The following is a 15,262-nucleotide window of genomic DNA, read 5'->3' as shown; positions in this document are numbered from 1 at the left end:
GGGAAGGCCGCTCAGTCGAAGGAGAGCACCTCGGAGACCGGCCTCCGCGGGGTGGTGCGGCCCCGGGGTCCGTACCCCAGGCGGATCACCATGTGGACGTAGCCGATCGGGGAACCCGGGTCGCGCGCCTCGGCGCGGAGTTCGGGCCATTCGAGAGGCTGGGACATGAGGGAGGTGGAGAGACCGTCGAGGGTGGCACGGAGCAGTACGTGCTGCATCGCCTGGCCCGCCTCCAGCCAGTCCCCCGGGGTGTCCGTGGTCGTCCCCAGGAGGGCGATCAGGGGGCGCTTCTCGAACCGGACGGAGGAGCGGCCGGTCACGCGGCGGGTGGTGTCGAAGTCCCGGACCGGGGAGGTCACGTCGTACTGCCGTGGGCCGAGGGCGTACGAGGGGATGCCTTCCTGAGCACCGTCCTCTTCGGCCGCGCCCGTCCGGATCCAGGCGGCGATCTCCGCCCGGACCGAGGCGTCCGCGGCCTCGAAGAGTTCGGAGGCGTGCACGAGGCCCATGACGGTGTCGGTGTGCCACGCTCCCGGCAGGACCAGGCGACACCCTTCCAGGAGGGCGGCGGCCTTGAGGCCGTCCAGGATCTCCGGGGGTATCTGCTCGTCGGTGAAGGGGAACCGGCTGGTGTGCCTGCTCCGCAGGGCGGGGTGGAGTGCGGCCAGCTCGTCGTCGACGGGGGCCTGCCGCAGCTGCACGTCGGCGAGGTGCCAGGGGTCGTCACGGCGGGGCAGCAGCCGGGTCGCGGCTCTCCGGCCGTGGTGAGCGGCGGCGACGCGCAGGTTGAACAGGGCGGCGCCGCAGCCGATGTGGAGGGCGCGGTGGTCGGGGTCCTCGCGCGGCATCTCGCGCGAGGGATCGCCGTGCAGCTCGACGGTGTCGGTGCCGGTGCGGTGGACGAACCTCCACGGCTGGGCGTTGTGCATGGACGGTGCGGTGACGGCGTCCTCGACCATCGAGGTCACGAGCGCTCGGGGCAGATCGGTGGTGGTCACGGCTCTTCCTGCCTGTGTGCGGGATTCACGGATTCATTCGAAGGCGTCGTGTGCGGTCCGCGCGGCGGGCGCGAACCGGTTGCCGTCCCCCTGGGCGGAGATCCGATCCACGACCGCGACGACGCCGTCGACGCGTTCGGTGAGGTTCACGAGCAGCCGTGCCTGGCTCTGCCACCGGAGGCGGCCCGCGAGGGTCACCACACCGTCCAGGACGTGCACGTCCACCGCGTCACCGGGCAGGCCCATGACGTCGGAGAGGACGTCCTCGCGCACGCGGTGCCGTATCTCCGCGTCCGGACGGAGATACACGCACAGCAGATCGCGCCGGGTCACGATGCCCACCAGCCGCTCCTCCTCGTCGACCACGGGAAGGCGCTCGACCCCGCGCCGCACCATCAGACGGGCCGCGTCCGCCACCGACTGCTCGGCGTGCACGGTGACGGCCGGTTCGGTCATCAGGGCCCGGGCGGTCGGCTCCCGGGCGGTCAGGAGGTCGCTCTCGGACACGACGCCGAGCACGTGGTCGTCCTCGTCCACGACGGGGACTCCGGTGATGTCGTGTTCGGCGAGCAGCTTCGCCACTTCCTTGAACGAGGTCTCAGGGGTGGCCGAGACCACGTTGCCGGTCATCAGGCCGCCGACCTTCATGTGCTTCATCGCCGCGCCTCCTGTTCCCGCGTGCCGCTGCCGTGCGCTGCCCCCGTGCCACCACCCTGATCGGACGGCCGGCGTTCGGCGAGGGCCGAACGGTCCACAGCGGGGCCCGATCGGACTCGGACCGCACCCCGAGGGGACCTTTGGTCCCGGCATCGCCCCCGGCGGCCCTCCGCCGGCGCCGCTGTCCGCCGTGAGGGTGGAGAAGTCCTAAGGACCGGCCTCCTGGCCGGCTGGACCCCGGCGGCCCGGACGAGGAGGAGCCATGGCCGGAACCAGGGGCGGTCCCGGCCCGGCGGGCCGGCCGGGAGCTGCTCACGGTGACCGCCCTCCGCAATGACGCCGTGCTGCGCCCCCCGGGCCCTGCCACGGCCGGCAGCCGCCGGACGGCGCCGGGCGACCCCGTGGAAGCCGCCCTGCTCACCGCCGCGGCCGAGGCGGGCTGCCCGGAGCAGGCGGAGCCGTCCGCCACCCGGCCCCAAATCGGGGAGGCCCCCTTCGGCAGCCTCCGCCGACGCATGACCACGCTGCACACGGCCGGGCAGGGCCGGGTGCTCGTCCAGGCCGCCCCGCCCAGCAGGAACGGATCGGGTATCCGGACTACCGTGAAACCGGGCGCGACGGGCGCCGTGCACGCGCTCGACGCGACCGGAGGCTTCGATGGGCCGGGAGAACACCGAGTCCGCGGACACGCGGCTGCCACAGCTGAGACTGGACGAACTCCTCGACGAACTCCAGGCGCGCATCGACGAGGTCCGGGGCACCAGGGACCGGCTCCACGGGCTCCTGGAAGCGGTCATGTCGGTCGGTCGCGGGCTCGACCTGCCCCAGGTGCTGCGCGGCATCGTGGAGGCGGCGGTGGCCCTGGTGGACGCCGAGTACGGGGCCCTGGGCGTCATCGGCGACGACCGCAAGCTCTCCGAGTTCGTCCCCGTCGGCATCGACGAGGAGCTGCGCGAGCGGATCGGCGCCCTGCCGTCCGGCCACGGGATCCTCGGCGAGCTGATCCGCAACCCGCGGCCGCTGCGCCTGCCGGAGCTGTCCGAGCACCCGGCCTCGTACGGCTTCCCGGCCCACCACCCGCCGATGCACACGTTCCTCGGCGTCCCGGTCCGCGTGCGCGACGAGGTGTTCGGCAACCTCTACCTCACCGAGAAGCGCGGCGGCGCCGACTTCGACGCGGAGGACGAGGCCGTCGTCACGACCCTGGCCGTCGCGGCCGGCATCGCCATCGAGAACGCCCGCCTCTACGAGGAGGGACGGCTGCGTCAGCGCTGGCTGGCCGCGAGCTCCGACTTCACCAGCGCCCTCCTGTCCGGCGCGGAGGAGACCGAGGTCCTCGGCGGCATGCTGGAGCGGGCCGTGGACATCGCCGGCGCCGACATCGGGGTCTTCTACCTGGTCGGACCGGGCGGTGAGCTCCGCGGATCCTTGGCCAGCGGAGAGGGCGCCGAGGCACACCGGGGTGTCGTGCTGCCCAGTGTCGAGGGAACCCTCGCCGCCGCAGCCCTGACCCAGGACGGTCTGATCACCGTGGCCGACGTCGGGACCGATCCTCGCATCACGGTGCAGCCCGAACGCTGGAAGGGATTCGGGCCGGCGGTGGCCGTCACCGTGGGCACGAAGGAACGGCTCAGCGGTGTGCTCATCCTCGCGCGGCGCCACGGACGACCGCCCTTCGGCCGTGCCGCGATCACCGCCGTGCCCGGCTTCGCCGGTCAGGCGGCCCTCGCCCTCGAACTGTCCGACCGGCGACGCGACGCCGAGCAGGTCAGCCTCCTGGAGGACCGCGACCGGATCGCCCGCGACCTGCACGACCTCGCGATCCAGCGCCTGTTCGCCACCGGCATGACCCTGCAGAGCGCCCGCCGGTTCGTCGAGCACCCGGAGGCCGTGGACCGGCTGACCCGAGCGATCGACGACCTCGACTCCACCATCAAGATCATCCGCTCGACCATCTTCGGCCTGCGGGAGCGCGAAACTCCCGGGACGGCGCCGAGGCTCAGGAACCGCGTCGTGAAGGCGATCGACGCGGCCGTGACGACGCTCGGATTCGCCCCGGCGCTGCGTATGGAAGGCCTTCTCGACACGGACGTGCCGCCCGAGGTGGCCGACGAGGTGGTCGCGGTCATCGGCGAAGCCCTCACGAACGTGGCGCGCCACGCGAACGCACGCCGCGCGGAGGTGTCCGTCGTCGTCGAGGAAGGCGTCCTCACGGTGACGGTGAGCGACGACGGAGTGGGCGTGCGGCCGGATGGCGCCCGCAGTGGGCTGCGGAACCTGGCCGAACGGGCCGAACGCCTGCAGGGCGACCTGTCGATCCGCGTGCGGCCGGAACCGACCGGCGGCACGCTGCTCGAATGGCGCGTTCCGCTACTGACCCGACACGACTGAACGCCGACCTACTTCTCGCCCGCGTCGTGCTCGTGGGCTTGCGCGGCGATCACGGCCGCCTGCACGCGCCGCTCCACGCCCAGCTTGCCGAGCAGCCGCGAGATGTGGTTCTTGACCGTCTTCTCCGACAGGTACAGCTGCTTGGCGATCTGCCGGTTGGTGAGCCCCTCGCCGATCAGGTCGAGCACCGAACGTTCCCGTTCGGACAGCGCCGCGAGCCGCTCGTCCTCCGGCGGCCCGGCCGCTTCCGGGTCCCGCAGCGAGCGCATGAGCCGGGCGGTGGTGGCGGGGTCGAGCATCGACTGGCCCGTGGCCACGGTCCGTACCGCCGACACCAGATCGGAGCCCTTGATCTGCTTGAGCACGTACCCCGCGGCCCCGGCCATGATCGCGTCGATGAGGGCGTCCTCGTCGTCGAACGAGGTCAGCATCAGGCACGCCAGCTCGGGCATCCGTGACCGCAGCTCGCGGCAGAGCGAGATCCCGTCGCCGTCCGGCAGCCGTACGTCGAGCACGGCCACGTCCGGCCGCAGCGCGGGCCCCCTGGCCAGCGCCTGGTCCACGCTCGACGCCTCCCCGACGACCTCCATGTCGGGTTCGTCGTCCATCAGGTCACGCAGGCCCCGTCGGACCACTTCGTGATCGTCCACGAGGAAGACCCGCGTGGACGATGCGGCTGCCGGCAGCTCGGTCATGGCGACCCCTGTGATCGATGGGTTCCCTCCCGCCCCTACGAGGATTGTCCGTCGAGGTCCATGCGTACGTCGACCACGCCCTCCACGGCCCGCACGGCGCGCGCGAGCAGCGGCACCAGCGCCCGGTCGGGGAGCGCCCCACGCAGGGTGGCCACACCCTCCACCACGGCGACGTCCAACTCCGCGAGGGCGGCCGACCCGCCCAGTACCGTACGGCGGATCTCAGCCCCGATCTCCTCGTCCTCGCGCAGGAACACCTTGAGCAGGTCGCTGCGGCTGACGACCCCCTCCAGCATCCCGATCCCGTTCACCACCGGCAGCCGCTTCACCTTCCGCCGCGCCATGATCCGCGCGGCCTCGGCGAGCGAGGCGTCGGGATGCACGGTCACGGCCGGACTCGACATGAGCTCCACGGCGCGCACGGCCCCGGCCTTGGCGGCTTCGGGGAACTCCTCCGGGCGCGGTTCGACACCCCGGAACCCCTCCTTGGGCAGCAGGTCCGCCTCCGATACGACCCCGATGACACGCCCCTCGCCCTCGAGGACGGGCAGCGCGCTCACCTTCCACTCGTCCATGAGCGCGACGATCTCCTTGTAGGACGCGTCACGGCCGATCGCGATGGCGGTGTGCGTCATGACGTCACTGACGGTGTAGCGGGAGGAGGGCATCGTGTGCTCCTCAGGACGGAGGCTTCCCTGTGTCTTCCCCGCCGATTCTCCCCCTGTGGGGCCGGTCGTGAGGAGGGCCGGACGGCCCACTCGGGCCCGTCCCCGGTCGGCTGTCGCAGGGAGTGGCGTACGCCCTGGGCCGCCGGTGGTCAGCGGACCACCGCCACCGTCACCCCGACCGAGGGCGCACCCACCGGCCACGCCGACCAGTCGGCGAAGCTCGCCGAACCCAAGAACCACGGCGACATCACGGCCGCGGAATACGAGCGCGCCGACGCCGACGGCACCGTCTCCCCCATCGAGCTCGACGCCTTGGCCGACATGGAACCCCCATCAGGGTGGGACGCGCCGGTGCGGCCGTGGCCCGGCGGTCGCCCGGACGCATCCCGTATCGACACGGTGGTGTGCTCCGAACGGCGCAGCCCGGGATGCCGTGCGCTCGCACGTCGACGCGAATGGACGTGGACCCTGCCGGCAGCAGGCGCCGAGACGACTGTGGAGGACGGATGACAAGTGCGCTGAGGAGCGTGGCGTCGGCGGTGCTGATCGTCCTCGCCTGCATCCTGGTCCCGGTCAGCGTCCTCACCGTGTGGGTGCACGACATCGTCCTCGACACCGACCGGTACGTCGCCACGATGAAGCCGCTCGCCTCCGACCCGGCGATCGAGGCCGCCGCGCACAACCGGATCGTCCAGGCGGTGGACGTGCGCGTCGACGGCAAGGAGGTCACCGCCGAGATCGCGGCCTGGCTGCAGTCGCAGGGCCTGCCGCCGCGTGCGGCCAAGGCGGTCAAGGGGCTCGCCCCGCAGTTGGACGCCGCCGTGAACGCGGCCGCGGACAAGGTGGCGACCCGTTTCGTCGAGAGCGACCGGTTCGAGAAGGTGTGGGTCACCGCCAACCGGGCCGCCCACACGGCCGTGGTGCACGCCCTGACCGGCAAGGGCCGGGGAGCGGTCGGCGTCTCGGAGGGCACGGTCACCCTCGACGTCGGCACCGCCGTGGACCGGGTCAAGCAGGAGCTGGTGGACGCGGGCCTGGAACCGGCCGAGAAGATCCCGGACGTCGACAAGCAGATGGTGCTCTTCCAGTCCGACAAGCTGGAGAAGGTGCAGGGCGCCGCACACGCCCTCGACGTGCTCGGCAACTGGCTGCCGGTCCTCACGGTGGTGCTCGCCGCGGCAGGGGTGTTCCTGGCCCACCGGCGTCGGCGTGCCCTCGCGAAGACGGCCCTGGGCGCGGCCTTCGCGTGCCTGGTCGTGGCCATCGGGCTCGTCGTCGCCCGCCGCTACTACCTGGACCACCTGCCCCCACAGGTGCAGTCCGAGGCGGCCGCGGCAGCCGTCTTCGACCACCTGCTGCACTTCCTGCGGGTCGCCCTGCGCACCGCGATCGTGCTCGGCGTCGTCATCGCCCTCGGTGCCTACTTCATCGGCCCCGGCCGGCTCGCCCGCGCCACCCGTTCCACCGCCGAGCGCGGCGCCGACTCGGCGGCCGGGTGGTGGAGCGGCCACGGCATCGGCACCGGCCCCGTGGGCACCTGGACCGAGGCCCACCGCAAGTGGCTGACCGTCGGTGCCCTGCTGATCGTCGCCCTGCTCTTCGCGCTGTGGAACCACCCCACGGTCCTCACCGTCCTGCTCCTCGTCCTCATCCTGCTCGCGGTGCTCGCGGTGATCGCCCTGCTGGCCGCCGACGGCCGCAGAACCCGGGAAACGGCACCTCCCCCGCCGCCGGCACCGGCGGGACCCGCGTGACATTCCGGGTGCCTCGTCCGCCCCCTTGCCGACCGCTGTTCACCGCTCCTGCCGGCAGGTCGGGGCACGGTAGGGGCCAATGCTCCGGGACAGCGCGGTCCAGGCCGCCGCGAGGCGGTCTACCAGGGCTGCCGCGGTCTCCGGGGCGAAGGAACAGGGCAGGCGGACGTAGTCGTCGTGGGCGCCCGTCGCGTCCGTCGTGGCGCCCGGGACGACCTCCGCGCCGTGGCGCAGTGCCATCTGCGCGTAGAGCCTGGCGTCCGTGCCCGCGGGCAGCTCGACCCACAGAACGGAGCCGCCCTGCGGTGCCTGCCAGCGCCAGTCCGGAAGCCGCTCGGCGAGCAGCCGGGTGAGGGTGGTCAGTCGCTCGCGGCGGATGCGGGCCCGTTCGGGAGCGAGAGCCGGGAGCGTGGGGAGGAGCCGGGCGGCGAGGGCCTGGTCGAGGAGCGGGCTGCCCAGGTCGTCGAGTGCTTTGAGCCGGGCCGGGCGTGCCACCGTGTCCTGCGGCGCACGGATCCAGCCGATCCGCAGACCGCCCCGGACGGCCTTGGCCGGCGAACCCACCCTCAGCACGGTTCCCCCGGCAGGGCTCGCGGCGATCGGCGGCGGAACCTGACCGGGGGGCGAGCGCCGCCGCGTGGGCGCTGTCCTCCAGGACGGCGACGCCGTGTTCGGCAGCGAGCTCGGCCACCCGGCGGCGACGGCCGGCGGACATCAGGACCCCGGTCGGGTTGTGGTACGTCGGCATGAGGTAGAGCAGCGCGGGCCGGTGCTCGGCGAGCGCGGCGGCGAGCCGGTCGATCCGGACCCCGTCGGAGTCGAGCGGCACGCCGACCAGCCGGGAGCCGGCCGCTTTGAGGACGTCCAGGCAGCCCGGCCGGGTGGTAGCCCGCGTCACGGATCAGCCCGGGCACGTCCTCGCGGACCAGATCGAGCAGTGCTGTGGGCAGGTCCGGGCCGTCTGCCTCGGCCGCCCGCCCCGGCGAGATGAGATCCGGCGGCTGCGTGATCAGCCGCTGGACCACCGCGGTGGCCCGACCGCCGCGTACCCGCCCGTCCGCCGGAACCCGGAGACGCCCGGCCCGTGACGCCACGGCAGGAACACCCGGTTGGGTGACTGCGGCAGAGGGGAGGGTGAGGCCAAGATCATTGACGTGACAGCCTCCCTGACGCGCCGCGCGTGCGCCGCAGCCCTGCTCGTGACCTCGATGCTGACCCCCGCCATGGCCGCGGCGGCCCAACCCGTCGCCCCCGACCGGCAGTTGGAACGTGCCGTATCCGCTCGACTGCTCGGCGAGAAGATCGTTCCGTACAAGCTCGATTTCCAGGGCACCACGGTCGGCGGCTTCTCCGGCGTCGACCGCAACCGCTGCACCGGCGAGTACGTGTTCATCAGCGACGACCGCTCGGCGCTCCAGCCTGCCCGCTTCTACACCGCCAAGCTCGACGTGGACGCCGACGGCGTGCACTCCGTCGACTTCACCGGCACCCACCCGTTCCTCCAGCCGGACGGCTCGGTCTACCCGTCGCCCGCCGTCGGCGACGGCAAGGCCGTCGATCCCGAGGAGATCCGGGTCGACCCGCGCAACTGCACCTACTGGTGGGCGCAGGAGGGCGACCGGCCCAAGGCGGTCGGCGCCGGACCGGTGATCCAGCCGTCGATCCAGAACGCCGGCCCCACCGGTGCGTACCTCGGGCAGCTCCGGCTGCCGCAGAACTACGAGGTCACCATGGAAGAGCGCGGACCGCGTCGGAACCAGGCGATCGAGGCGATCACCTTCGGCTCCCACGGCAGGGTGCTGACCAGCGCCGTCGAGGGCCCGCTGCTGCAGGACGGTCCGGTACCCGATGTGGAGAAGGGCGCGCTCGTCCGGGTCACGAAGCAGACCCGTGACGGCGAGGTGCTCGGGCAGTTCGCGTACCCCATCGAGAAGATCTTCGCCGAGTCCGACCCGACCAGCCCCTGGGGCCCGGACACCGGAGTCCCCTCCCTCCTCGCCTTCCCGGGCGACCCCGACCGCTACCTCGTGCTCGAGCGCACCTGGGTCGCCGGCTCGGGGTACAAGATCCGCCTCTTCGACGCCACCACGCGTGGAGCGACCGACGTGCAGGCGATGTACTCCCTCGCCGGACAGCCCGTCGTGCCGATGCGCAAGAAGCTCGTCGCGGACTTCGACAGCCTCGGTCTGTCGACCGTCGACAACACCGAGGGCATGACGTGGGGCCCGGAGCTTCCGTCCGGCGAGCGGTCCCTGATCCTGGTCAGCGACGACAACTTCGTGGCGGACGCGGTCACCCAGATCGTCGCCCTCGCCATCCGCTGATCACCCCTCGGACATCGCCGGGCCGGGCACGCTTCCGTCCCGGCGATGCCCGTCGCGATGCCGACCCGCTCAAGACCGGCCGGCGGGAACCGGACCCGCGCCTTCGGTGGGGGAGCCGACCCGCACCTACGCGGGGAAGCGGCGTCCGACCTGAAGGGGTGCAGGCTCGGGGGAGCCGGATCAGGGTGTCCGGTCGGCGGCGGCGGCCATGACCTGCTGGACGTGGTCGGGCAGGGGGTCGGCGAGCATCGTGTTGGTGAAGTCGACGGTGTGGCGGACGTGATCCCAGAAGGGCGCGTACGTGGAGTGCATCCAGCTCTCGTCGAAGGGGGCGTCACCGTGTTCGACGACGGCCCGCAGGTGGCGGGCGGCGCAGTGGGCCGCGTTGTTGGAGCCCTGCCCGGTCACGGGATCGTTCGTGACGAGGGCGTCGGCCATGCCCAGGACCTTGAGCGGCCTGCCGTCGCCGAGGTCCGCGACGGGTTTCCGTACGACGGGGACGACGGACCCGTCGGCCAGGCCCTCGTACCAGGCGTCGCTCCAGGAGCTGACGGGCGCGAGGAGCTTGTCGGCGAGGAGCTTCTGCCAGGTGGCGGTGTACTTCCCGGTGCCCTCGTCGCCGAAGTCGACGGTGATGTTCGTGCCGTCGGTCCGGTAGGGGCGGCCGCCGGCCTGCCAGATCAGGCTGGTGGTGGCGCCTGTGTCGCCGGTGTCGTTGGTGATGAAGACCTTCGGGTCGGCCTTGTGCAGGGCGCGGGCGGCGTCCACATCAGGGACGGGATGATCACCGCCCAGGGGGTGTTGGTCAGCCCCGTGTCGCTGAACATCAGGAAGGCGGGGACGGCGAGGGCGTAGCCGCCGGCATTCACTCGATCCAGGGGGTCTGTCATGGGGGCGTGCGCAGCGGCCGCCACCGGCCCCGCGCCGTCGTCACCGCGCCGTGTCACCGCCCGTGTGGCAACGACCGGCGTGTCGACGAGCTGCCGGCGTTCCACGGCTTCCCGGCCGAAGAGGCAACGGCAATACGAGCACAACAGGCGAAGCGCCCTCGCTCCGCGGTGGCAAGCGCTCGCACGGTGGTTCCGGGGGGCCGGCGTACGACCGGCTTCACGCGGAGGCGCAGCGGCGCAATCCGTATGGACGGTCCCGGGGGAACAAGGCGGAACTCAAGCGGAAGCTCGGCCGCCGAGGCCACCGCAAGAGCTGTCCACGTGCTGTCCCACAGGACCGGACGGCGTCTCGGCGGGAGGCTGCGGGGCGCCGGCTCGCCACTGCGACACGAGGTACGGAGGCCGAGGGCCGGACAAAGAAGCGATGAAGAAGTACGACATGAATGAGCGCGAGCGTCGGAACCGTCTTGTGCGGAGACCGAGGAGCGAAACAGCGCGTGAGCGACGTGACGGGGAGCCGCGGAGAGCGGCGGACGACGGTGGCCCGAGCTCCCCGGACAGCGCCGAGTCCCATGGTGAGGGCGGCCACGCCCTCAAACGCCGGCGTCCAGGTATCGGACGCGAGGAGCAGATCCGCCCGCATCCGCCGACGGAGGACCTCCCCGGAGAACCACCCTGAGCGATGCACCCGATCGCGGGGCATGCATGGGCGCGGGAGGGAAGTCGAGTGGTGGAGGACCGGCTTTGCGGCGGACACGGCGCGGGCCGGAGCCTGAGGAGGTTTCGCCATGACCCCGTTTCCGCTCGTACTGCTTCTGATCCTCGTGCTTCTCCGAACCGGCTTCGCCGTCGACGTACCGTGGTACATCGCCCTTGCCGTGCTGGTGCTCTGGGTTCCGGGCCTCCTCGTCCATGGCGCGGGGCCGCCGGTATCGCTGGTGACGAGGGACCCCGTACCGCGTGCGTTCCGGGGCGGTAGGAGGCCGTCCCCCCCAGGACCGGACGGCCGTCCTGGCCCATGCGGGTGGGATCTGCTTGTCGGGCGCCGTGAGCAGAGGCAGGGGTCGATGGGATCGATCGCCCCGCAGTAGACGCCCGAGATCGAAACGGCGCCGCCCTGCCGGACGGTGTCGATCGCGGCGCGGGGCTGGGGCATCGACGGCCGACACCGGCGCCTCCACCGCCTGACGGGCGGTCGGCAACGCCTCGGTGCAGCCGCCCCCTCCCTCGACTGCTTGGTCGTCTTCGCCGAGAGCGCTCAGTTCTGCACCTGCTGGGGAGCGGAGCGGTCTGCCCCGGCCTGAGGATCGGCGAGGAGCCGCAGGAGGCCGGCGATCTCATGGCCGGCTTCGGCAGGGTGGCGGAAGGGAGAGTCGGAAGCGATCGTGCAGCGGTTCCGGCGGGCGTCCTCCGCCCGGCTGCGCGTGAGGTATCCGGCAGCCTCGAGGTCCGAGACGATCGCCTGCCCGGTGCGCTCCGTCAGTCCGCATACGGCCGCTACGTCGCGGAGTCGCACGTCGGGGTCGCGGGCGACGGACAGCAGGACGCGGGCGTGGTTCGTCAGGAACGTCCAGTCGGATCCGTGGGCGGAACGTCTGGTCCGCATACGGACCAGACATCCCCGAGGCAGAGGTCTCGCCGATCTGGAACGGGAATCCCGTCTCACCTCCGGCCAGGTGGAGGAGGCTGCTCTGTGGGCGGGACGACGTCATGCGCACTCCCGCAAGCAAGAAGGAAACCGGATGATCTGAGCCCCCACCGTCCTCCGGCAGTGACCCGGGAAAGATCCGCATGGGGCCTCGGAAACAGGGCAGTCGCCGTCATGAGGAGGAGGTGCGTCATGACCTCTGACAAGGAGCGGACTGGGCAATCCGAAGCCGAACCCGAAGCCGAAGGACGTTCCCCCCGCTCTTTCGTCGTGTGGGTGAGCGGCGACTTGGACTTGGATCACTCGGTCGAGTTGCGGTCCTTGCTCCTTGACGGTGTCGCCCGGGCGCCGCGTGGCACTGAAGTCATCGTCGACCTCCAGAATTCTTCGTTCTGTGATTCGACCGGTCTCAATCTGCTATTGGCCGCCAGGGAATTGGCGTTCGAATCGGGGAAGAGCATCACCCTGGCCGCTCCCAGCCACCAGATGGTGCGGCTGCTGGAAACCACGGGGTCTTCCGATCTCTTCGGCTTCGGCCCGGCTGAGCAGAGGTGGCCCCGCTGACCGCCGGAGGCGTCCGACTCGGAGCCCGAAGAGCGTGCCCGCCCCGGAGAGCTCGGCGCATATCGGCTGGCAGCACCGGTGGGAGCAATTCGTCACCGCCAGGCGGTAGGACTGGCCACGGCATCGGGCCGGGCCTTCGAAGAGGCCGAGCCCGATGGTTGCACAGGCGATTTCTCAGCGCCGCTCAGTGTTTCCTCGCGGGCGCACTGCCCTGCTCGGCGCGGGATTGGTGTCGCTCCTCTTGTCGGTGCCGATCACCGCCGCCCTTGCCCTGGTCGGGCTGCGTCGTATGGTGCTGGTGGCGGGCGGCGTCGCCTGCGTCCTTGGCCGACTGCTCGGGCTGCTGCCCCTCGCCGACAGTGCGGGCGCGAGCTTCGGCGGCCTTGGTGAAGGCGGCCAGCCGGGCGAGGTTCTTCGGTGTGTGCAGCCACCTCGCGGTTTCGGTCGTACGGCCCTCCCGGTGCTCCTCAGGCATCGCGGCCTGTTGATGGACGTGGACTGCGGCGGCCTGCTGCGCCGGGGCGCCGTCCCGCGCGAGGGGCGGGCGTCGCGGATCGCGTTCCGCAAGGCGAGGCCGACGACCCGTGCCCGCTCGTACCGGCTCGACTCCCTGGGTGGTTTGCCGTGGGTGTCGGCGCTCCACCCCCGGTGGGGCCAGGCGAAGCCGGCGGTGTACGTGAGCTGGCCGGGGGCCGGGGGCTGGCGGCCGGGCCGGGTAACGGTGAGCTGGCGGGAGTGGCGGGCCAGGGCCTTGTCGGCGATGTAGTCGTCCAGACCGGGCGGGAAGGCGTGGCCGCCCAGGGCCTCCACCGGGTGCCGGCGGGCTTCGGCCAGGACGTGGTGGCGGGCGAAGGCGCGGCGCAGGATGAAGGAGACCGCTGCGGTGTCGACGGCGGCGAGCACGGTGTGCCCCCCGGGGGCCGACCTGCTCCCGGATCGTCTTCCCTGCGGCTCGGCACCGCTCCAGCAGTCCGTCGACCATTTTTTGCCCGAAGCGGAGGATCGCGGAGGTGTGCCGCCGTGCGAGCAGCTGCTCCAGCGGCTTGGGCGTCTTCTTGGCCCGGCGGGTGTCCTACGCCGCCCACCAGCCGGTCGATCCGGCCGTGGTTCAGACCGCCGTACATCGCTCCGTACCCACGACGGTGCTCGGGCGGCAGCGTCAGGTCCACCGGGGATTTCACCGCGCCGTCAGCACACAGCACCGCGTCCGCCAGCTCGAACAGTTCATCGCGCCGGGCGGTCAGACACTCGTAGAACTCGCCCCTGAAACGTGACGCTTCCGCGAACGCTTCCCGCCGGACTTCGTGGTGCAGCAGCCTCACCCTCGCGGCCTTCGTCGTGGTCACGCGTACTCCTTGGTCGGAGCACATGAGCAGACGAAGGCCGCTCCCACGTCCGGCGAATCCCCGGGCGAGCGAACGCGTTCGAGACCCCGTTCGACCTTGTGGCACCATGCGCGGCATGACGACCAACCGAAAGGCCCATGCCGCGTAGACGGCCAGGACACATCCGGGCCGGAATTCCGGACCGGCAGCAGTCACACCGCCCGAGGCCGGCCATCGACCGCCTCTCGCCGCGAGCGCTGTCCGAGATCGTTCGCCTTGAACGCACGCGGAACTACCTCCGGCCGGGGGACGTCAACTCGGCATTGCGCCTGTGGAAGGACTACGTCCACCGGCCTGCCCGCGAGCTCTGGCACGACGATGAGTTCGGCAACGTGCACTGGTACTGCTGCGGTAACCCTCTCGAAGGCCGTGCCCTGCTCGACGGCGTGATCCGAGCAATGTCACGTCGCGGAGCCCGCGAGCTCCGCAAGATCATCGAACCGCTCACTCCTGATCGCGGTCCTCGTCGCCATCCGGTCCGGTCGCGTCGGGGCGCGCAGCGGCCGCAGACTGCCGCCGACGGGACCACCGTCACCGTCGTCCGATCGGGAGACCCGCCGTCCCCGCTGCCGGAGCCCGTCGCCGACGTGATACGGGCCCACATCCGGTCCCGCCGGCACCTGCCCCACGCCGGCAGCAGAAGCGCACAGTGGCTCTTCCCGGCCGCCGGCCCGGACGCCCGATGAACCGCGGTCACCGAAGCCGGAGGAACCTGGAGCCGAGATGCGCCCGGCGACCGTACACGCCGACGGGAGCGATGTGGCTGGTCCGGTGGGCGGGTCTTTTGGGACCTGCCCGATGCCAGAACCGGGTGGCATGCTCTGCCGCCATGAACAAGCAGCAGTTCTGGCGGTTCATCGAGGCAGCCCGCAAGCAGGCGTCCGACCCGAACGGCGGCGAACGTCACCGTCCATCACGCCACCAGGGCGTGCACACGTCTCCGCTGACGAATACGCGACACCTCGACACGTGGGCCCACCACCAGTCCCAAGGCCGGATGCCTGTGAGGTGTTCAGGAAGCCGTCAGGAGCTGAGCCGCCAAGCTCTTGACCGTGCTCTCGGTCCAGCGGAGCTGGCGCTGCGCCTGCGGCTCGCAGTGTTCGACGAGCTCGGTGAGGCGGGGGTCCCGGGTGGCTGCGGCGGCCTGGGCCAGCATCTGCCAGTACACGCAGTTGCCGGCCACGGCCAGGTGCAGCGCCCGCAGGTCCTCCAAGAGGTCTGGAGGAGTGTCGTCCGTCATGGGGCCGGTCTCCCGGGGGCCGGCCGGGGGCGGTGCGGTCTCCCGGGG

The 15,262-nt window shown here is 71.8% G+C and carries 12 protein-coding genes and 5 pseudogenes; 6 read left to right on the top strand and 11 right to left on the bottom strand.

All coding sequences use genetic code 11. The annotated features are described in order from the left end of the window. Positions 1-11: 11 nt before the first annotated feature. On the bottom strand, positions 12-998 hold the full coding sequence (locus CCN56_RS10555) for a nitroreductase family protein (protein WP_086825815.1): 987 nt from the start codon (positions 996-998) through the stop codon (positions 12-14). A 33-nt stretch (positions 999-1,031) separates the two neighbouring features. Then, entirely contained in the window at positions 1,032-1,655 is a 624-nt protein-coding gene (locus CCN56_RS10550; protein ID WP_086825813.1) for a CBS domain-containing protein, read from the bottom strand. Between the two features lie 317 nt (positions 1,656-1,972). Here CCN56_RS10550 and CCN56_RS44390 point away from each other — a divergent pair. Further along, a pseudogene (locus CCN56_RS44390) lies at positions 1,973-2,194 on the top strand (hypothetical protein); the annotation flags it as partial. 118 nt (positions 2,195-2,312) lie between these two features. After that, positions 2,313-4,046, top strand: a complete 1,734-nt coding sequence (locus tag CCN56_RS10545) for a GAF domain-containing protein (RefSeq protein WP_086825811.1) — start codon at positions 2,313-2,315, stop codon at positions 4,044-4,046. 8 nt (positions 4,047-4,054) lie between these two features. Here the strand turns inward: CCN56_RS10545 and CCN56_RS10540 are convergent, their stop codons facing one another. The 3 genes from CCN56_RS10540 to CCN56_RS43070 form a co-directional block, all read right to left on the bottom strand. Next, positions 4,055-4,741 (bottom strand): response regulator transcription factor, encoded by a 687-nt coding sequence (locus tag CCN56_RS10540; RefSeq protein ID WP_086825809.1) that lies wholly within the window; start codon positions 4,739-4,741, stop codon positions 4,055-4,057. Between the two features lie 35 nt (positions 4,742-4,776). Beyond that, positions 4,777-5,409, bottom strand: coding sequence for a CBS domain-containing protein (locus tag CCN56_RS10535; RefSeq protein WP_086825808.1), 633 nt, complete (start codon positions 5,407-5,409; stop codon positions 4,777-4,779). Between the two features lie 149 nt (positions 5,410-5,558). Then, on the bottom strand, positions 5,559-5,732 hold the full coding sequence (locus tag CCN56_RS43070) for a hypothetical protein (RefSeq protein ID WP_179199785.1): 174 nt from the start codon (positions 5,730-5,732) through the stop codon (positions 5,559-5,561). A gap of 183 nt (positions 5,733-5,915) precedes the next feature. Here CCN56_RS43070 and CCN56_RS10530 point away from each other — a divergent pair, with 183 nt between their 5' ends. After that, on the top strand, positions 5,916-7,163 hold the full coding sequence (locus CCN56_RS10530; protein ID WP_107484126.1) for a hypothetical protein: 1,248 nt from the start codon (positions 5,916-5,918) through the stop codon (positions 7,161-7,163). A gap of 39 nt (positions 7,164-7,202) precedes the next feature. Here the strand turns inward: CCN56_RS10530 and CCN56_RS43065 are convergent, their stop codons facing one another. Together CCN56_RS43065 and CCN56_RS45770 are read right to left on the bottom strand one after the other, a co-directional pair. Beyond that, entirely contained in the window at positions 7,203-7,727 is a 525-nt protein-coding gene (locus CCN56_RS43065; RefSeq protein WP_086825805.1) for an aminotransferase class I/II-fold pyridoxal phosphate-dependent enzyme, read from the bottom strand. Between the two features lie 73 nt (positions 7,728-7,800). Then, positions 7,801-8,061, bottom strand: a pseudogene (locus CCN56_RS45770) (aminotransferase class I/II-fold pyridoxal phosphate-dependent enzyme); the annotation flags it as partial. Positions 8,062-8,317: 256 nt separating this feature from the next. Here CCN56_RS45770 and CCN56_RS10515 point away from each other — a divergent pair. Continuing rightward, positions 8,318-9,487, top strand: a complete 1,170-nt coding sequence (locus CCN56_RS10515) for an esterase-like activity of phytase family protein (RefSeq protein ID WP_086825843.1) — start codon at positions 8,318-8,320, stop codon at positions 9,485-9,487. 501 nt (positions 9,488-9,988) lie between these two features. Here CCN56_RS10515 and CCN56_RS10510 read toward each other — a convergent pair. Next, positions 9,989-10,255 (bottom strand): annotated as a pseudogene (locus CCN56_RS10510) (sugar ABC transporter substrate-binding protein); the annotation flags it as partial. Positions 10,256-11,635: 1,380 nt separating this feature from the next. Then, on the bottom strand, positions 11,636-11,983 hold the full coding sequence (locus CCN56_RS10495; protein ID WP_086825801.1) for a helix-turn-helix domain-containing protein: 348 nt from the start codon (positions 11,981-11,983) through the stop codon (positions 11,636-11,638). Between the two features lie 234 nt (positions 11,984-12,217). Between CCN56_RS10495 and CCN56_RS10490 the strand changes: the two genes are divergently transcribed. Then, entirely contained in the window at positions 12,218-12,589 is a 372-nt protein-coding gene (locus CCN56_RS10490) for an STAS domain-containing protein (protein WP_179199784.1), read from the top strand. Positions 12,590-12,836: 247 nt separating this feature from the next. Further along, positions 12,837-13,355, top strand: coding sequence for a hypothetical protein (locus tag CCN56_RS43060; RefSeq protein WP_179199783.1), 519 nt, complete (start codon positions 12,837-12,839; stop codon positions 13,353-13,355). Between the two features lie 325 nt (positions 13,356-13,680). Here the strand turns inward: CCN56_RS43060 and CCN56_RS44375 are convergent. Then, positions 13,681-13,911 (bottom strand): annotated as a pseudogene (locus CCN56_RS44375) (transposase); the annotation flags it as partial. A 1,075-nt stretch (positions 13,912-14,986) separates the two neighbouring features. Next, a pseudogene (locus CCN56_RS10470) lies at positions 14,987-15,262 on the bottom strand (hypothetical protein); the annotation flags it as partial.

Origin of the sequence: Streptomyces sp. NRRL B-24572 (genome assembly GCF_002156145.1) — a bacterium.
GTDB lineage: Bacteria > Actinomycetota > Actinomycetes > Streptomycetales > Streptomycetaceae > Streptomyces > Streptomyces vietnamensis.
This window is presented reverse-complemented; position numbering and strand designations above follow the sequence as displayed.